Below are 15941 nucleotides of genomic sequence, written 5' to 3'. Positions count from 1 at the left end.
GATCGTGGGGAGGGTGCGTGGAGTTCCGGGTGCTCGGTCCGCTCGTCGTCGTGGCAGGGAACGCCGAGGTGCCGTTGCGTTCGGCGAAGCAACGGATCCTGCTCGCGATGCTGCTGCGGCACGCGAACACGCCCGTCTCGCCGCAGCGGTTGATCGAGGCGTTGTGGGAGTCTCCACCGGCCTCCGCGCAGGAGAACGTGCGGCTGTACGTCTACCAGCTCAAACGCGCGCTCGATCTCGGCGACCGGATCACGCGCAAGCCGACCGGGTACGAGCTCACGATCCACGACGGTGAACTCGACTCGAACCGTTTCGATCAGCTGGCCGAGGACGGCGAACAGGCGCTCGCCGATGGCAACCCGGCCAAGGCCGCGGATCTGCTCGCCGAGGCGCTCGGCAAGTGGCGCGGACCGGCTTATCCGGACCTGCCCGACCAGTTCGCGGCACGGTTCGACGAGGCACGGCTGAGAGCCGTCGAAGCGCGTGTCACCGCGGAGCTGGCCCTGGGCAGGCACGCCGAGGTGATCGGTGAGCTGGCCGAACTCGCGGAGGCCCACCCGTACCGGGAACCGTTGCACGCCAAGCTGATGACGGCTCTCTACGGGGCGAACCGGCAGGCAGAGGCGCTGGAGGTGTTCCGGCGGGCGCGCGAACGGCTCGTCGAGGACCTCGGCATCGAACCGGGCCCCGACCTGCGCGGCCTGCACGAGACGATGCTGCGCGGCGAGCAGGTAGACGAACCCGTTCCGCCCAAGCTCTCCCGCGCCGACTGCCCGTATCGCGGCCTGATGGCGTATCAGCCGGAGCACCACCCGTGGTTCTTCGGCCGCGACCACCTCGTCGAACTGGTCACGCGCAGGATCGAGCGCTATCCCGTCGTCGGGGTGTTCGGTGCGTCCGGCAGCGGCAAGTCCTCGTTGCTCAGGGCCGGTGTCGTCGGCGGGCTCGGCGAGACGTGGCGGCCGGTCGTGATCACCCCGACCGCGCGCCCGATGGAAGCGCTCACCACCGCGCTCGCGTCGATCACCGGCAAGCGCGCTGACCTGGGCAGCGACCCGGCAGCGTTCGACGTCGACGTGCGCAACGCGCTCTCCGGCGGTCCGGACGACGTGCGCGTGCTGCTCGTCGTGGATCAGCTGGAAGAGCTGTTCACGTTATGTGCCAACGAAAGTGAGCGCTCACAGTTCATCGCCGTGCTGCTGGACGCGGCGCAGGGACCGCACCGGCGCACACGGGTCGTGTTGGGCATCCGGGCGGACTTCCTCGCCCACGTCACGCAGCACCCCGGCCTGGTGACCGCGCTGGCCGACGAGGCGACCGTGCTGGTCGGGCCGCCGTCGACCGCCGACCTGCGGGACATCGTGCTGCGCCCGGCGGCGATGAGCGGCCTGTCCGTCGCCGCCGACCTGCTCGCCACCGTCCTCTCCGACGTGGACGCCGAACCCGGCGGGCTCCCGTTGCTCTCGCACGCGCTCGTAGAGACCTGGCAACGTTGCGGCGCCGAGCTGAACCTGGCCGCGTATCGGGCCGGTGGCGGGGTGCACGGCGCGATCGCCCAGACCGCCGAACGCGCCTACGACGAACTCGGTGAGGCCGAACAGCAGGCCATGCGCCGGATCCTGGTGCGCCTCACCGCGTTCGGCGACGGCACCGAGGACACCCGCCGGCCGATCCGCCGCGCGGAACTCGACGGCATCGCCGCACCGCGGGTGATCGACGGTGTGCTGGACCGGCTGGTCGCCGAACGGTTGATCGTGCTGGACGAGGACACCGTCGAGATCGCGCACGAAGCCCTGATCCGCGCCTGGCCGCGGTTGCAGCGGTGGCTTTCCGACGACCGCTCGACGTTGCTGGTGCACCGCAGGCTCACCGCGGCCACCCACACGTGGTCCGAGCTGGACCAGGACGACGGCGCGCTCTACCGCGGCACCCAGCTGATCACCGCGTCCGCCTGGGCGCAGGACCACCCCGGCGAGCTGAACGCGGCCGAGGAGGCGTTCCTCCTGGCGAGCCGTGACCGCGACGAGGCCGAGCAGGTGACCGTGAAGCGCCGCAACCGGCTGCTCACCAAGCTCGTCGCGATCATGGGCGTGCTGCTCGTGCTCGCCGCGGGCGGTGGCGGTGTCGCGTGGTGGCAGTCGCGGGAAGCCCAGCTGCGCCAACGGATCGACCAGTCGCACCAGCTCGCGTTGTCGGCTCGCGGTCTCGTCGACACGGCACCCGACCTCGCCGGGCAGCTCGCCATCTCGGCGTACCGGCTGCACGCGGACGACGACACCCGAGGTGCCCTGCTCAGCACCGCCTCCGCGCCCCGGCGGCGCGTCGACCTGAACACCGATGGCCCGCCCGTGCTGGACGTGAGCGTGTCGCACAAGGGCGACGTGATCGCCACCGCCGACCGCGACGGCAACGTGACCCTGTGGGATCCCAAGACGCGTGAGCGAACGTTGTTGTTGTCCGACCACAATGGACTCACCGAGGGAGGGTACGCCCGCCAGGTCGAGTTCAGCGCGGACGACAGGTTCATCGCCTCGAACGCCACCATGCCGACGTTGGCCGGCAGCCGCGGCGACGTCGTGGTGTGGGACCTTTCAACCCGCCAGGTCGTGTTCTCGAAACGGTTCGAGGTGCTCACCACCGGGCTCGCGTTCCACCCGGCCGGGACGTCGTTCGCGGTCGGTGTCGCGGGCGGCGACGTCCAGATGTGGGACGTGGCCTCGAAGACCAGCCGGGTGCTGAAAGGACACGCGCACGAGGTGAACTCGCTGGCGTTCAGCCCGGACGGCGCTCTGCTCGTCACCGCGAACGGCAAGGACCATCCGCTGGTCTGGGACGTCGCGGCCGGCAGCAGGGTCGGCGAGATCCCGTCGCTGGAGGTCAACAACGTCAGCTTCGACGGCCCCGCCAAGATCACCACGGCGACCCTGCGCAACGGCGTGAACTTCTGGGACGTGACCGGGAAGCTGTTGTCCGAGCTGCCGAAACAGGGCCCGTACGCGTGGGAGGCGTCCGCGCCGGTCGGCGGGCGGATGGCGGTGGCGGACGAGGACGGGCTGATCACGATCTGGGACATCCGCACCGGCCGCCCCATCACGACCTATCGCGACCGCGGCCGCACCGAGTCCAGATCGCTCGCGCTGGGCCGTGATGGCACGTTGCTGGTGTCCGGCGGCTTCGGCCGGACCGTCGCGGTGCGCGAGGACGCCGTGCCCGCGTTCACCGGACATGCCGACGGCGTCAACGACATCGACGTCTTCGAGGACACCGTCGCGTCCGCCGGTGACGACGGAACCGTGCGGCTGTGGCAGCTCGACGGCACCGCTCTGGCCACTTTGGACGGTCATCCGGACCGGGTGGAGTCAGTGTCGTTCAGCCCGGACGGCAGCCGGCTGGCCGCGTTGACCCGCGACCACACCATCACGATCTGGGACGTCGCCCGGCGCTCGCGGCTGTCGTCGTTCTCCTACAGCGGTTTGGGAGCCTCGACCGACATCGCCTACCAGCCGGACGGGCGCGGGATCGTCACCGCGTCGCTCGGCCGGTTCCGCTGGAGCCTGCCCGACCTCGCGCAGGGCACGTTCTCCGGCGGCCCGTACATCGCGAGCGCCGTCGAGTTCACGCCCGACGGCCGCCTGCTGATCTCGACCGACCCGGCAGGCGGCGCGATGCTGTGGAACGTGGCCGCCGACAAGCTCGAACGGCGCGTCAGCACCGGTCAGGGTGATGTGCGTGACGTGGCGATCAGCCCGGACGGCACCAGGTTCGCCACGGCGGGCGCGAACCGGACGGTCAAGGTCTGGGACGTGGCCACCGGTGCCGAGCTGATGACGTTGTCCGGCCACTCCGCGCCGGTCGTGACGCTGGCGTTCAGCCCGTCCGGGGATGCGCTCGCGTCCGGGGGAGAGGACGACGCGGTCGTCGTGTGGAACCTCGGCACCCGCACAGGCGCCACGCTGACCGGGCACACCGGTCCGGTGCAGGCCGTGGCGTTCACGCGGGAGGACGAGCTGGTGTCCGGCGCGAACGACTCGCGGATCATCCGCTGGTCGCTGTCCACCGTGGACGCGGAGAAGCGGATATGCGCGGAGACCTATCCGCGTTCCGAGGTGTGCGGCACGACCAGGCCCGACTCGTAGGCGATGACGACGAGCTGGGCGCGGTCGCGGGCGTGCAGCTTGGTCATCGCGCGGTTGACGTGGGTCTTCGCGGTGAGCGGGCTGATCACCATGCTCGCGGCGATCTCGTCGTTCGACAGGCCCCTCGCGACCATCACCACGGCTTCGCGCTCCCGGTTGGTGAGCTGGGTGAGGCTGGTGCTGGGTTTGAGCGGCTGGCTGACGTACCGGTCGATCAGCCTGCGCGTGATCGACGGGGCGAGCAGCGCGTCGCCGCGCGCCGCGACCCGGACGGCGTGCAGGAAGTCCTCCGGCTGGACGTCCTTGACGAGGAACCCTGCCGCGCCGGCTTTCAGGGCGTGGAAGACGTACTCGTCGAGGCCGTAGTTGGTGAGGATCACGACGTGCGTGCCGGCCAGCGCGGGGTCAGCGGCGATGTGCCTGGTCGCCTCGATGCCGTCGACCTCGGGCATCTGGATGTCGATCAGCGCGATGTCCGGGGTGTGTTTCCGGGCCTGTTCCAGGCCTTCCCGGCCGTTCGCGGCCTCCGCCACGACCTCGATGTCGTCCTCCGCGTTGAGCAGCGCGCGGAAACCGCTGCGGATCAACGGCTGGTCGTCCACCAGCAGGACGCGGATCATGGCTGTGCCACGGGGAGTTCGGCCTGGACGGTGAAGCCGCCCTCGTTGCGTGGTGCGGCGTTGAGCTTGCCGCCGAGAGCGGTTACCCGTTCTCTCATGCCCAGCAGTCCGACACCCGGTTCGGCGGTGTTCGTGGGCGATGCCGTGCCGTCGTCGTCGACGCGGATGAGCAGCGCGTCCGGCCGGTAGTCGATGCTGATCTTCGCGCTCGCGGCGGCGGCGTGCCGCGCGATGTTGGTCAGCGACTCCTGCACGATCCGGTACGCCGTCCGTTCCACCGCCGCGGGAACACCATCGTGGCGGCCTTCGATCGTGAGTTGTGCGTCCAGGCCGGTGGCTCTGGCTCGCTGGACCAGCTCGGGGACGTCGTCCATGCCGTGCGGCGGGTTCTTGTCGTCGTCTCTCAGTGCTTCCAGCGTGGCGCGGAGCTCCCTGGCCGCTTCTCGTCCGGCGTCCCGGATCGCGACGAGGCTTTCCGGTACCTGTTCGCCGCGTTTCTGGGCCAGGTGGACGGCGACCTCGGCCTGCAGCTTGATCACCGAGATCTGGTGCGTGAGCGAGTCGTGGAGTTCGCGGGCGATGTGGAGGCGTTCCTCGTTCGCACGCCTTCTGGCCGTCTCTTCCTTGGTGCGCTCGGCTTCGTCGGCCCTTCGTTCGGCCTGCCTGAGCGCTTCCCCGGCGGCCGCGGCGGCGATGAGCCAGGCGATCTGGAGGACGTCCCGGGTCTGCGCGAACGCCTCGTAGGTGGTGAGGTCGCGCGGCGAGAGGAGTGCCGCGAGGGGGAGCGCGGCGATCATCAGCACGGACCCGGCGAGCGTGACCGCGCGATGGCCGGCCCTCATCGTCGCGTAGACGGCGAACAGGAACGCGATCACCGGGACCTCGGCCCCGGTCGCCTGGTATCCCAGCGCGAGGAGTCCGGTGGCGGCGAGCACGGCTCGGGGTGCTGTTCTGCGTGCGACGAGGACGAGTCCGCTGGCGGCCAGCAGGACGTAGCCCGGTGCGGTGGCGGGGTGCCCGGCCACCACGAGGCTCGCCGCGACTCCCGCGGCGATCGCCCAGTCCAGCCAGCGCCTGTTCATTGCTGCACCTTAAACCGATGTTCGCGCTGGTAGATCCTGCGTGGGGATGACTGTTCGCCTACTACGCCTGCAGTAGGCACTGTCTGCGCTCGCACGACGACCCGCGGTGGGTCTCTCGGACAGGCTGGTGCCCATGTCACTTGCACAGGCTGCTTATGAGATGACCGCGGGGCGCGCCTGGTCCTTGGTGGGCGGAGCGCTCGGCCTGGTCGGAGTTGTGTTCGGAGTGCTGGCGCTGACGCGGCGCCGGGGTGCCGTCGTCGCTGTCGCCGCCGGCGCGACCGGGGTGGTGATCGGCGCGCTGGTCGTGTTGATGGCGAAGGGCGGTCCCGGCACCGGTTACGGCATCGTCGGCGGCTACGTCTCGCTGGTGGTGGGCCTGGTCGCCTGTCTGTTGGGCGGCCTGGCTATGCGAAAAGCCGCTCGGGCTGGTGCACAGCGCGCCGGGTGATCAGCCCGGCCGCACCCCGCACGACGGCGAACTCGCCGAGCGGCGATGCCGTCAGCCGGGTGTGCCGCTCGCCGCCCGCGAGCACCCTGGTGTCCATTTCGGACTGAACAGCGGCGCTGAGATGCTCGTACAACACGGCATAGCTGCCGCCGAGCACGACCGTGGGCACGTCGAAGAGGTTCATCAACGTCGCCAGCCCGACCCCGAGCGCCGTCCCGGCCTGGTGAACCGAGTTCAGCGCCTTGGGATCGCCGCCCTCGAGTGCTTTGTGGAGCGAGTCGAGCCGGCGTCGTCCCGCCTCCCGCAGGATGACGTCGAGCCCCGCATACCGCTCCACACACCCACGGCTGCCACAGGTGCACTTGGTGCCGTTGCGTTCGATCACCACGTGTCCGAGCTCGCCCGCGAACCCGCTGGCCCCGCGGTAAACCTCACCGTTCAGCACCACGCCGGCGCCGATGCCGACGTCCGCCGACACGTGCACGAAGTCCTCACCCGCGAGGTGCCGCGGCCACAGGTGGGCGAGCGCGGCGAGGTTCGCCTCGTTGTCCAGCTCGACGTCGAGCTGGAGCCGATCGCGGAGCGCGCCGGCCAGCGATACGCCGACGAGGTTGGGCAGGTTCGGCGCTCTGACGACAACGCCGTCGTGCACCACACCCGGTACCGCGAGTCCGGCGCCGAGCAGCTTGCGGTCGCCGGTGATCTCGCGGATCAGCTCGGTCACCCGGTCGAGCACCTCGTCCGGCGTGGCCTTGCGCATGTCGGCGGGCACGAGATGACGGCGGATCGTCTCACCGTCAAGTCCCAGCGTCTCGACGGCGAGGTGGCTGACGTTGATCTCCGCGCCGACCGCGACCGGCCCTTCCGGATGAAACCGCAGCGGCTTGGACGGCCTGCCGACGCCGGCGAACGTGGCGGGTTCCTCGAGAAGGATCCCGTTGGCCAGCAACGGCTCGGTGAGGTTGGACAGCGTCGCCTTGGTCAGCCCGGTGCGAGCCGCGAGGTCGGCGCGCGAGCCGGGCCGGTCGACCAGGGCGAGCAGGACCGTCCGCAGGTTGCCGAGGCGAACCTGGCGCAGGTGGTCGACGGTGGTCATCGCGCCCAGTATCGCTGCGGGGCCACGGCGGCCCGCGCTGGACCGCCCCTGTGAGCCGTCGCCCGCCGCCGTTCGGCCGTCATCGGCTCAGGTACCGCTCTGCCGCCTCCCCGTACCGCGCCCGGATCTCCGGCACCGCCGCAGCCTCGTACCGCGTGCTCTCGGCCCCGGACCACTCCGGCGGCAGATCCCCGCCCGCGAGTGCCCAGGCAGCCTGCCGCGCGGCACCGTCAGCGACGTACTCGCCCGGCGCGGGCACGGTGACCGGCACGCCGAACACCATCGGCGCGATCTCCCGCACGGCCGGAGACACCGCAGCACCGCCGACGAGGCGCACGCCCGTGACTTCCGCACCCTGCGAGGCGAGGGCGTCGAGCCCCACCGCGAGGCCGCACAGCATGCCTTCGACGGCGGCGCGGGCGATGTTGGCGGGCGTGGAGTTGCTGAGCGTCAGGCCGTGCAGGGCGCCGGTCGCGTCCGGCAGGTTCGGGGTCCGTTCGCCTTCCAGGTACGGAACCAGCACCACGCCTTCGGCGCCGGGTTTGGCCGACAACGCCAGCGCGCTCAGCTGAGCGAGATCGACGCCGAGCATGCGGGCCGTGGCGTCCAGCACACGGGCGGCGTTCAAGGTGCAGGCCAGCGGTAGGTAGCGGCCTGTGGCGTCTGCGAAACCCGCCACGATCCCGGAGGCGTCCGAAGCCCTGACCTCGCTGGTCGCGGTCACGACGCCGGACGTGCCGAGCGACACCACGACGTCCGTGCCTCCGCCGACGCCGAGCATGGCCGCCGCGTTGTCACCGGCGCCCGCGCCGAGGCGCATGGGGCCGTCGACCGACTCGGAGGGACCGAGCACGCGCGGCAGCAACACGTCGGAGCGGCCCAGGCCGAGGGAGACCAGGTCCGGCACGTAGGCGTTGGCGACCGAGTCGAAGTAGCCGGTGCCGGACGCGTCCGAGCGGTCGGTGACCAGGTCGGCGAGATCACCGGTACCGCGCAGTCGCCACGTCAGCCAGTCGTGCGGCAGGCAGACGGCGGCGGTGCGCTTGGCGTTGGCCGGTTCGTGCTGGGCGAGCCAGCGGAGTTTGGTGATGGTGAACGACGCGACCGGGACCAGCCCGATCCGCGCCGCCCACTGCTCCGCGCCCAGCTCGTCGGTCAACGAAGCTGCGGCACCTGCGGACCTGGTGTCGTTCCACAGCAACGCTTCCCGCACGACGTCGCCGTCCTCGTCGAGGCAGACCATGCCGTGCTGCTGGCCCGCCACGCTCAATGCCGCCACGTCGTCGAGCCCGCCGGCGTCCGCGAGCGCCGACTGCAGTGCGTTCCACCAGTGCGACGGGTGCACCTCGGTGCCGTCCGGGTGGGACGCGCGGCCCTCCCGGACGAGCTTGCCGGTCTCCGCCTCACGCACCACGACCTTGCACGACTGCGTCGAGGAGTCGACGCCCGCGACGAGCGTCATGTCAGCGCGCCCCGGCGAGGTGCTCGAGCGCGAGCTGGTTCAGGCGCACGAAGCCGTAGCCGCGCTCGCCGGCCTTGTCCGGGTCGAAGCTGTCGTCGTTGATCAGGTCCTGGTAGGACTCGCCGTCGCCGAGCGTCGGCTTGCCCAGGTCCGCGACACCCGCCACGGCCAGCGCCTCCTGCACCTCCGGGTCGGCCCGGAACGCCTTGGCGCGGTCGCGGAGCAGCAGGTACGTCGACATGTTCGCCTTGGCCGAGTCCCACACGCCGGTGATGTCCTCGGTGCGCGACGGCTTGTAGTCGAAGTGCCGCGGCCCTGCGTAACCGGCGGTCTCCAGCAGGTCGACCAGCGCGAACGCGTTCATCAGGTCGCCGTGCCCGAACACCAGGTCCTGGTCGTACTTGATGCTGCGCTGCCCGTTGAGGTCGATGTGGAACAGCTTGTCGTGCCACAACGCCTGCGCGATGCCGTGCACGAAGTTCAGCCCGGCCATCTGCTCGTGCCCGACCTCGGGGTTGAGCCCGACCAGGTCGGCGCGGTCCAGCGTCGTGATGAACGCCAGCGCGTGCCCGACCGTCGGCAGCAGGATGTCGCCGCGCGGCTCGTTCGGCTTCGGCTCGATCGCGAACCGCAGGTTGTATCCCCGGTCCGTGACGAACTGGGTCAGCAGGTTCATGGCCTCGCGGTACCGGTCGAGCGCCGCGCGGACGTCCTTCGCCGTGTCGTACTCCGAGCCCTCGCGCCCGCCCCACAGCACGTACGTCTCCGCGCCGAGCTCGGCCGCCAGCTCGATGTTGCGCAGCACCTTCTTCAGCGCGAACCGCCGCACCGCGCGGTCGTTGCTGGTGAAGCCGCCGTCCTTGAAGACCGGGTGGCTGAACAGGTTCGTCGTGACCATCGGGATGACCATCCCGGTCTCGGCCAGCGCGCCCTGAAGCCTGCCGATCTGCTTCTCGCGGTCCGTCGCCGCGAACCCGAACAGGTCGTCGTCGTGGAACGACAGGCCGTAGGCGCCCAGCTCGGACAGCCGGTGCACCGCCTCGACGACGTCCAGCTCAGGCCGCGTGGCCTCGCCGAACGGGTCACGACCCTGCCAGCCCACGGTCCAGAGACCGAAGGAGAACTTGTCTGCGGGAGTGGGGGCAGCGGGCGCAGTCATCTTCCACCTCGTTCGTTCAATGCTTGAACTTAGTCTGGACAGTACGACGCGCGGCCCGTGATCGCAATCGCTCAGGCGCTGTGCCGCGTGGCGACCGCCTCGACCGCGGGCGCGAGTGCCTCGGCGATCTCGCGGTAGCCGGCGGCGGACGGGTGGAAGCGGTCAGGGGCGAAGAGCGAGGGGTCCGCGGCGAACCGCGGCGTGACGACGCGTTCGACGTGGGCGACCACGCCGCCCGCTCGGATCACGGCCTGCTGCTGCACCTGGGCGTAGTCCCGGCTCACGGCGGACACGACGTCGCGCAACGCGGGCGGCACGTGGGCGACGACGCTCAGGTCGGGCGCGGTGCTGACGACGACCTCGGCGCCTGCCAGGCGCAGCTCCGTGACCGCGTCGTGCAGCTGCTGCGCCCCGACGTGCGCGGGGATGAACCTGGTCAGGTCGTTCGCCCCGATCACCACCACGGCGATGTCCACCCCGCTCGCCACCGCGGCACGCACCTGCGCGCGCAGGTCGGCCGACCGCGCACCTGGGACGGCGTGCACGCTCAGGTCGACGTGGTGCCCCGCCGCCCGGAGGCGCTGGGCGAGCAACGGGCCGAGCGTGTCCTCGCGGCGAGTGCTGCCGACACCCGCGGCGATGGAGTCGCCGAGCAAACACAGACGCATACCCCTAAAACGGCGAGCGTCGAGGTGCTGTTCCTGGTCAGACTGTGACGGTGGACGAACTCCTGGGGTGGTGCGTGGTGGCGAACGTCGCCGCCACTGATCTGAAGCACTTCTCACCCGGAACGAAACTCTGGGTGCTGCCACCGCAGTGGGGTGACGGCGGACAGGACGTCGTGGTGGTCGGCAAGCATCGAGGCAGCCCTGGGCCGTTGTCCCGGATGGTCGTGCCTCGGGTGCACCTGACGGACTTCCGGGTGCGCGGGGTCTACCAGCCCGCGGTGCACCGCCAGCTCACCAAGGAGTGGAAGCGAGGCCGGAGTGTGCCCGGCCAGTGGGAGTCGCAGGAGGCGGCGGAGAAGGTCGTCGAGTGGTGGGCGCGCGACGCGGCCATCCATGCTGGAGTGCGCCGCCCGCTGAAACGAGTGGACTTCTACCACCGGCTCGCCCAGGTGTTGCCGGGGCACGTCCTCCAGCAGTGGGCCGTCCAGGACGTCGTGAACCCCGAGCTCTCGTTCGAACTCGGCGAGGTGTTCCGCGATCAGCAGGAGGTGGACGCGGTCCGCGAGTTGCGGGAACTCCTGGACACCATCACCACGTCCGGCGTCGCCAACCGGGGGAACAACGAGCTGTGGCCCGTTGTTGGTACCACTGCGGGCAAGATTCAGGCGCTCCTGATTCGCTAAACCGCTGTCGTGCGGGTGTTCCTGTGTCTACACTCCACGATCAACAACCCACGATCACCAGCACCGAACGAGCGACGAGAGGAGACCGGCCATGCGCACCGCTGCCGTCCTCCCGTCCCGTTTCGACGTGATCCTCGTGTCTTCGCACCCCGGCTGCCCGCTGCGCGCCGGGCACCGGAGTGTCTGACGAACCCGCTGAGGCGTTCGTCGGCTCATCGCGCTGACCTGTAGTCCTTTCGCATCGAAAAGGCACTGAGCCATGCGCACGACCACGCTGAACACCGTCCGCAACCTGGGCATCCTCGCCCACGTCGACGCGGGCAAGACCACGCTCACCGAACGCGTCCTGTTCGCCACCGGCACCACCTACAAGCGCGGCGAGGTCCACGACGGCACCACCGTCACCGACTTCGACCCGCAGGAGCGCGATCGCGGCATCACGATCTTCGCCGCGGCCGTCAGCTGCACGTGGGACGGCCATCGCGTCAACCTCATCGACACGCCTGGGCACGTCGACTTCTCCGACGAGGTCGAACGGGCGCTGCGCGTGCTGGACGGGGCTGTCGCGGTGTTCGACGGGGTCGCCGGCGTCGAACCGCAGAGCGAGTCGGTGTGGCGGCAGGCCGATCGGCACGGCGTGCCGAGGATCGCGTTCGTCAACAAGCTCGACCGGGCGGGCGCGGACCTCGACAACGCCGTGGAGTCCATCCGCACGCGGCTGCACACCGTTCCGCTCGTGGTGCAGCTGCCGATCGGCGCCGAGGACGGGTTCGTCGGCGTCGTCGACCTGGTCCGCATGCGTGCGCTGACCTGGGCAGACGCGTTCGAGGAAGGTCCCGTACCGGAAACACTGATGGCGGAAGCACAACGGCGTCGTCGCCTCCTGGAGGAGACGGTGGCGGAGCTGCATCCGGACGCGCTGGAGGAGTTCTTCACTGGAGGTCTGTCCGATGAGACGTTGCGGAAGGCGTTGCGGGAACTGACCCGTCAGGGTGCCGGCACCGTCGTGCTGTGCGGCTCGGCGTACCGGAACCGCGGCATCGAACCGTTGCTGGACGCGGTGATCGCCTACCTGCCGTCCCCTGTGGACGTTCCGCCGGTCCGGGGCGTCGACGGCGAGGAACGGCGGCCGGATCCGGACGAACCGTTCGCGGCGTTGGTGTTCAAGGTGAATGCCACTCCCAACGGGCGGTTGACGTACGTCCGCGTCTACTCCGGCACCCTCCACAAGGGAGAGACGGTCAGCGTGGCGGGACGGGCCGAGCGCATCGGCCGGATCCTGCGCGTCCAGGCCGACCGTCACACGCCGGTCGACCAGGCCGTCGCGGGTGACATCGTGGCACTGGTGGGGCTGAAGTCGGCTCGCACGGGGACAACCCTTTGCGCGCCAACGGCTCCGCTGCTGCTGGAACCTCCGGTCTCGGCTGATCCGGTCGTGTCGGTGGCGGTGGAGACGAAGACCAGTGCCGACAACGGCCGGCTAGCCGAGGCGTTGGCGCATCTGGTCGACGAGGACCCGTCACTGCAGGTGAGGACGGACCCCGAGACCGGTCAGACGGTGTTGTCCGGCCTGGGTGAGCTGCACCTGGAGGTCGCCGTGGAGAAGGCGCGCACGAACCACCGCATCGAGATCACCATGGGACGGCCTCGCGTCTCCTACCGCGAAACCCTCGCGGCAGGTGTCACGGGATTCGTTTACCGGCACGTGAAGCAGGACGGAGGTTCGGGACAGTTCGCCCACATCGTCATCACCACCGAACCGCTGGAGACCGGGTTCGAGTTCCGGTCGGCGGTCACCGGCGGGCGGGTGCCGCAGGAGTTCGTCCGCGCAGTCGAACAGGGCTGCCGGGACGCGCTCGGCGAGGGCCCGCTCGGCCATCCGGTGACCGGGCTGCGGGTGACGCTCACCGACGGGTCCACGCACGTCAAGGACTCCTCGGAGATGGCGTTCCGCACGGCGGGCCGGCTCGGGCTCCGCGAGGCGCTCAAGGCGGGCACGATGACGTTGCTCGAACCGATCGCCGAGGTCACGGTCACCGTGCCGGACGACTATCTCGGTGGCGTGCTCGGTGACCTGGCCGCGCGCCGGGGCCGGATCCTCGGTTCCGCCGCCAGGACGGGCACCACGGTGGTGACGGCGAGCGTGCCGCTGGCGGAGATGTTCGGTTACGTGACGAGGTTGCGCAGCCGGACGCAGGGCCGCGGCTCGTTCACCAGCCGCCCCACCGGTTACGCGCCGGCATAGTTGGACCGCGGGCCCGCGCTGCGAGAGTTGCAGCGCGGGCCTGTGCCATGATCGGCAGGGTGGATCCCCTGCGCGTCATGTCGTTCAACCTGCGCTACGCCTCGAACACCGAGCCGAACTCGTGGGTCGCGCGGCGCCCGGTCATGGCCCAGCTGCTGCTCAACGAACGGCCGACGCTGTTAGGCACTCAGGAAGGGCTTTACGTCCAGCTGCGGGACATCGCGCACGACCTGCCCGCCCACTACGACTGGATCGGGCTCGGCCGGGCCGGCGGCAGCCACGACGAGTTCATGGCGATCTTCTTCGACACGCTCCGGCTGGAGCCGCTCGAGTTCGACCACCACTGGCTCTCCGCGACACCGCACGTCGTGGGTTCGAGGTCGTGGGGCAACAACGTCATCCGCATGGTGACGTGGGCCAGGTTCGCGGACCGCTTGACGGGCAAGCAGTTCGTGGCCGTCAACACGCACTTCGACCACGAGTCGGAGAACTCCCGCCTGCGCAGCGCCGAGTTCGTGCGCGACCGGATCAACGCCTTCACGCTGCCGGTCGTGCTCACCGGCGACTTCAACGCCCCGGCCGCCTCACCCACCTACTGCACCCTGACCAACGGGCTGACCGACACGTGGCTCGCGGGCCCGCGGACCACCCCGGCGTACGGGACGTTCCACGGCTACGGACCGCTCATCCCGGACGGTCCGCGCATCGACTGGATCCTCACCCGCGGCGCCGCGGTCCAGGCGGCCGCGATCAACACCTACCACCGGGACGGCCAGTTCCCGTCCGACCACCTGCCGGTGCAGGCTTCCATCACCTTCTAGGCGCCCACTCCGGCGGCAGTTCGTGTGAACAAGTCGGTGCGCCATCGGCCCGTGCCTGCCGGAGATCCAGGTACGGCCCGGCGATCTCGGCTCGCGGCACGCCGCCCAGTGCGAGCACGGCGTCGCCCGCGGCCAGCACCTGGCTCCGCATCCGTTCGTGGTCGACGGCAGCGGCGCCGAACGACGGTGCCCAGAGCGTCCACGGCCCGGAGATCATCGCCATCGTCGGGATCAGGTGCGAGTGGAAGTGCGTGCCGATGCCACCGAACGAGCACTGCGGCGGCGCCCGGCCCGGCACCGGAACATCGCTGCCTGGCAACACAAAAGTGCGATCCACCGCGCGTCCGGCCAACGCCGTGGAGGCGGCTTGAGCGAGCACGGGACTGCCGGCGAACCAGCCCGAGAGCTCGGCCGCGCCCGTTGGTTGCAGGGAACCCGCGCTGGGCAGGAACTCCCGCGTGCCGAGGTGTTCCAGGACGAACGCGAACGCCACGGAACCCTTGTCGTACTCGGCATCCAGTGCTCGCGCCCGGAACTCGCTGCCTTCCGCCGGGCGGTGCAGGTGGCCGGTCGCGAAGACGAACTCGATCGTGCGCGGCCGGCAGCGCAACGGCAGCCGGGCGAGGTGGTCGGCCAGGGCGAGCAGCGCGACGGTGCCGTTCTCCTGCACCCAGCCCACGCCGTCGGTGTTGGTGTCGATGACGATCCGCTCGCTGCTCTGTCCCGGCAGGGTGGCGATCAACGAGCGCGTCGACCCCGGAAAACGCCCTGCCAGCACGCCGATCGTCGTGCGCCGGCCGACCTGCAGCTTCAGTGCCGCGTCGGAGCCGACGAACACGCCGGGCACGCGGTAGTGCGTGCCCAGGTGCGGGTCCCAGTAGCCCCGCACCTGCTCGTGCGGGAACGGGAAGGCGATGACGACCCCGGCGGCTCCGGCGATGCCCGCGTCGACCATGTCGCGGTCCAGCAGGGGTTCGGCGAAGTAGCCGCGGTCGACGGAGGGGAAGTCGCGCAGCACGACCTTGCCGCGGGCGTTGGCGGCGGTGATCGGTGTGCCGGCGGGCAGGCGGACCAGTTCACCGGACCGCAGACCTGGGGCGGAGTAGGGGATGGCCCCCGCGACCGGCACGACGCCGTCGGAGACGAGGAAGCCCGGGCCTGGTTGCCAGCGGGTGATGGGGAAGCGTTCGGAGCGCACGGACATGCCGGGAAGCCGGGAGACGCGGTGTTCCAGCCAGGAGATCAGGCGGTGGTGGGCCGGGCTGCCGGTGGCGCGGACGCCGAACCCGGCCACGGTGGCGTTCAACTCGCGCAACGTGGCGACCGAGGCGAAGGTGCGGTCGTCGACGATCGCGGGGCAGTCGGTCGAGGCGGCGGTGGGAGAGGTCAGGTGGACTGAGAAAACCGTTACGACAGCGATGAATCCAAGCCATCTGGCAGGGCGCACGCAGCCACTGTGACCACCGTGAGCCGGCCTCACAATCCGCTGTCCAGGTTGCTTCGCGGCCCCACCAGCAC

The 15941-nt window shown here is 70.4% G+C and carries 12 protein-coding genes; 5 read left to right on the top strand and 7 right to left on the bottom strand.

The annotated features are described in order from the left end of the window. Nucleotides 1-17 precede the first annotated feature (17 nt). Nucleotides 18-4136, top strand: a complete 4119-nt coding sequence (locus tag ACWGE0_RS03325; RefSeq protein WP_452259261.1) for an nSTAND1 domain-containing NTPase — start codon at nucleotides 18-20, stop codon at nucleotides 4134-4136. On the opposite strand, the gene ACWGE0_RS03320 is transcribed toward ACWGE0_RS03325, so the two are convergent. Further along, complete coding sequence (locus ACWGE0_RS03320; protein ID WP_452259260.1) at nucleotides 4091-4756, bottom strand: response regulator; 666 nt, start codon at nucleotides 4754-4756, stop codon at nucleotides 4091-4093. The two genes, ACWGE0_RS03325 and ACWGE0_RS03320, sit on opposite strands and share 46 nt — an antisense overlap. Further along, the gene (locus ACWGE0_RS03315) at nucleotides 4753-5838 is read right to left on the bottom strand and encodes a sensor histidine kinase (protein ID WP_452259259.1); all 1086 of its coding nucleotides are present in this window, start codon (nucleotides 5836-5838) and stop codon (nucleotides 4753-4755) included. Before ACWGE0_RS03315 ends, ACWGE0_RS03320 begins: the two co-directional genes overlap by 4 nt. A gap of 133 nt (nucleotides 5839-5971) precedes the next feature. On the opposite strand from ACWGE0_RS03315, the gene ACWGE0_RS03310 reads away from it, so the two are divergent. Then, nucleotides 5972-6289 carry a DUF6223 family protein gene (locus ACWGE0_RS03310; protein ID WP_452259258.1) on the top strand — a complete coding sequence of 106 codons (318 nt, stop codon included), beginning with the start codon at nucleotides 5972-5974 and terminating at the stop codon, nucleotides 6287-6289. On the opposite strand, the gene ACWGE0_RS03305 is transcribed toward ACWGE0_RS03310, so the two are convergent. From ACWGE0_RS03305 to ACWGE0_RS03290, 4 genes are all read right to left on the bottom strand, one after another. Then, complete coding sequence (locus ACWGE0_RS03305) at nucleotides 6246-7385, bottom strand: ROK family protein (protein ID WP_452259257.1); 1140 nt, start codon at nucleotides 7383-7385, stop codon at nucleotides 6246-6248. The two genes, ACWGE0_RS03310 and ACWGE0_RS03305, sit on opposite strands and share 44 nt — an antisense overlap. Before the next feature lie 79 nt (nucleotides 7386-7464). Then, nucleotides 7465-8847 (bottom strand): xylulokinase, encoded by a 1383-nt coding sequence (gene xylB / locus ACWGE0_RS03300; protein ID WP_452259256.1) that lies wholly within the window; start codon nucleotides 8845-8847, stop codon nucleotides 7465-7467. Between the two features lies 1 nt (nucleotide 8848). After that, the gene (gene xylA / locus ACWGE0_RS03295; RefSeq protein WP_452259255.1) at nucleotides 8849-10006 is read right to left on the bottom strand and encodes a xylose isomerase; all 1158 of its coding nucleotides are present in this window, start codon (nucleotides 10004-10006) and stop codon (nucleotides 8849-8851) included. Nucleotides 10007-10077: 71 nt separating this feature from the next. Next, nucleotides 10078-10674, bottom strand: coding sequence for an SGNH/GDSL hydrolase family protein (locus ACWGE0_RS03290; RefSeq protein WP_452259254.1), 597 nt, complete (start codon nucleotides 10672-10674; stop codon nucleotides 10078-10080). 50 nt (nucleotides 10675-10724) lie between these two features. Between ACWGE0_RS03290 and ACWGE0_RS03285 the strand changes: the two genes are divergently transcribed. The 3 genes from ACWGE0_RS03285 (at nucleotide 10725) to ACWGE0_RS03275 (ending at nucleotide 14423) form a co-directional block, all read left to right on the top strand. Then, complete coding sequence (locus tag ACWGE0_RS03285; protein ID WP_452259253.1) at nucleotides 10725-11357, top strand: hypothetical protein; 633 nt, start codon at nucleotides 10725-10727, stop codon at nucleotides 11355-11357. A gap of 259 nt (nucleotides 11358-11616) precedes the next feature. Further along, entirely contained in the window at nucleotides 11617-13602 is a 1986-nt protein-coding gene (gene fusA / locus ACWGE0_RS03280; RefSeq protein WP_452259252.1) for an elongation factor G, read from the top strand. A 59-nt stretch (nucleotides 13603-13661) separates the two neighbouring features. After that, a complete protein-coding gene (locus ACWGE0_RS03275; protein WP_452259251.1) occupies nucleotides 13662-14423 on the top strand; it encodes an endonuclease/exonuclease/phosphatase family protein in 762 nt (253 codons plus the stop codon). On the opposite strand, the gene ACWGE0_RS03270 is transcribed toward ACWGE0_RS03275, so the two are convergent. Then, complete coding sequence (locus tag ACWGE0_RS03270) at nucleotides 14413-15870, bottom strand: hypothetical protein (RefSeq protein WP_452259250.1); 1458 nt, start codon at nucleotides 15868-15870, stop codon at nucleotides 14413-14415. The genes ACWGE0_RS03275 and ACWGE0_RS03270 overlap by 11 nt on opposite strands. Between the last annotated feature and the right edge of the window lie 71 nt (nucleotides 15871-15941).

It is taken from the genome of Lentzea sp. NPDC054927, assembly GCF_053610285.1.
This window is presented reverse-complemented; position numbering and strand designations above follow the sequence as displayed.

Excerpts from the sequence above, each read along its gene's own strand:
- ACWGE0_RS03320 (WP_452259260.1), bottom strand. The coding sequence starts at position 4,756 with ATGATCCGCGTCCTGCTGGTGGACGACCAGCCGTTGATCCGCAGCGGT.
- ACWGE0_RS03315 (WP_452259259.1), bottom strand. The coding sequence starts at position 5,838 with ATGAACAGGCGCTGGCTGGACTGGGCGATCGCCGCGGGAGTCGCGGCG.
- ACWGE0_RS03310 (WP_452259258.1), top strand. The coding sequence starts at position 5,972 with ATGTCACTTGCACAGGCTGCTTATGAGATGACCGCGGGGCGCGCCTGG.
- ACWGE0_RS03305 (WP_452259257.1), bottom strand. The coding sequence starts at position 7,385 with ATGACCACCGTCGACCACCTGCGCCAGGTTCGCCTCGGCAACCTGCGG.
- xylB (WP_452259256.1), bottom strand. The coding sequence starts at position 8,847 with ATGACGCTCGTCGCGGGCGTCGACTCCTCGACGCAGTCGTGCAAGGTC.
- xylA (WP_452259255.1), bottom strand. The coding sequence starts at position 10,006 with ATGACTGCGCCCGCTGCCCCCACTCCCGCAGACAAGTTCTCCTTCGGT.
- ACWGE0_RS03290 (WP_452259254.1), bottom strand. The coding sequence starts at position 10,674 with ATGCGTCTGTGTTTGCTCGGCGACTCCATCGCCGCGGGTGTCGGCAGC.
- fusA (WP_452259252.1), top strand. The coding sequence starts at position 11,617 with ATGCGCACGACCACGCTGAACACCGTCCGCAACCTGGGCATCCTCGCC.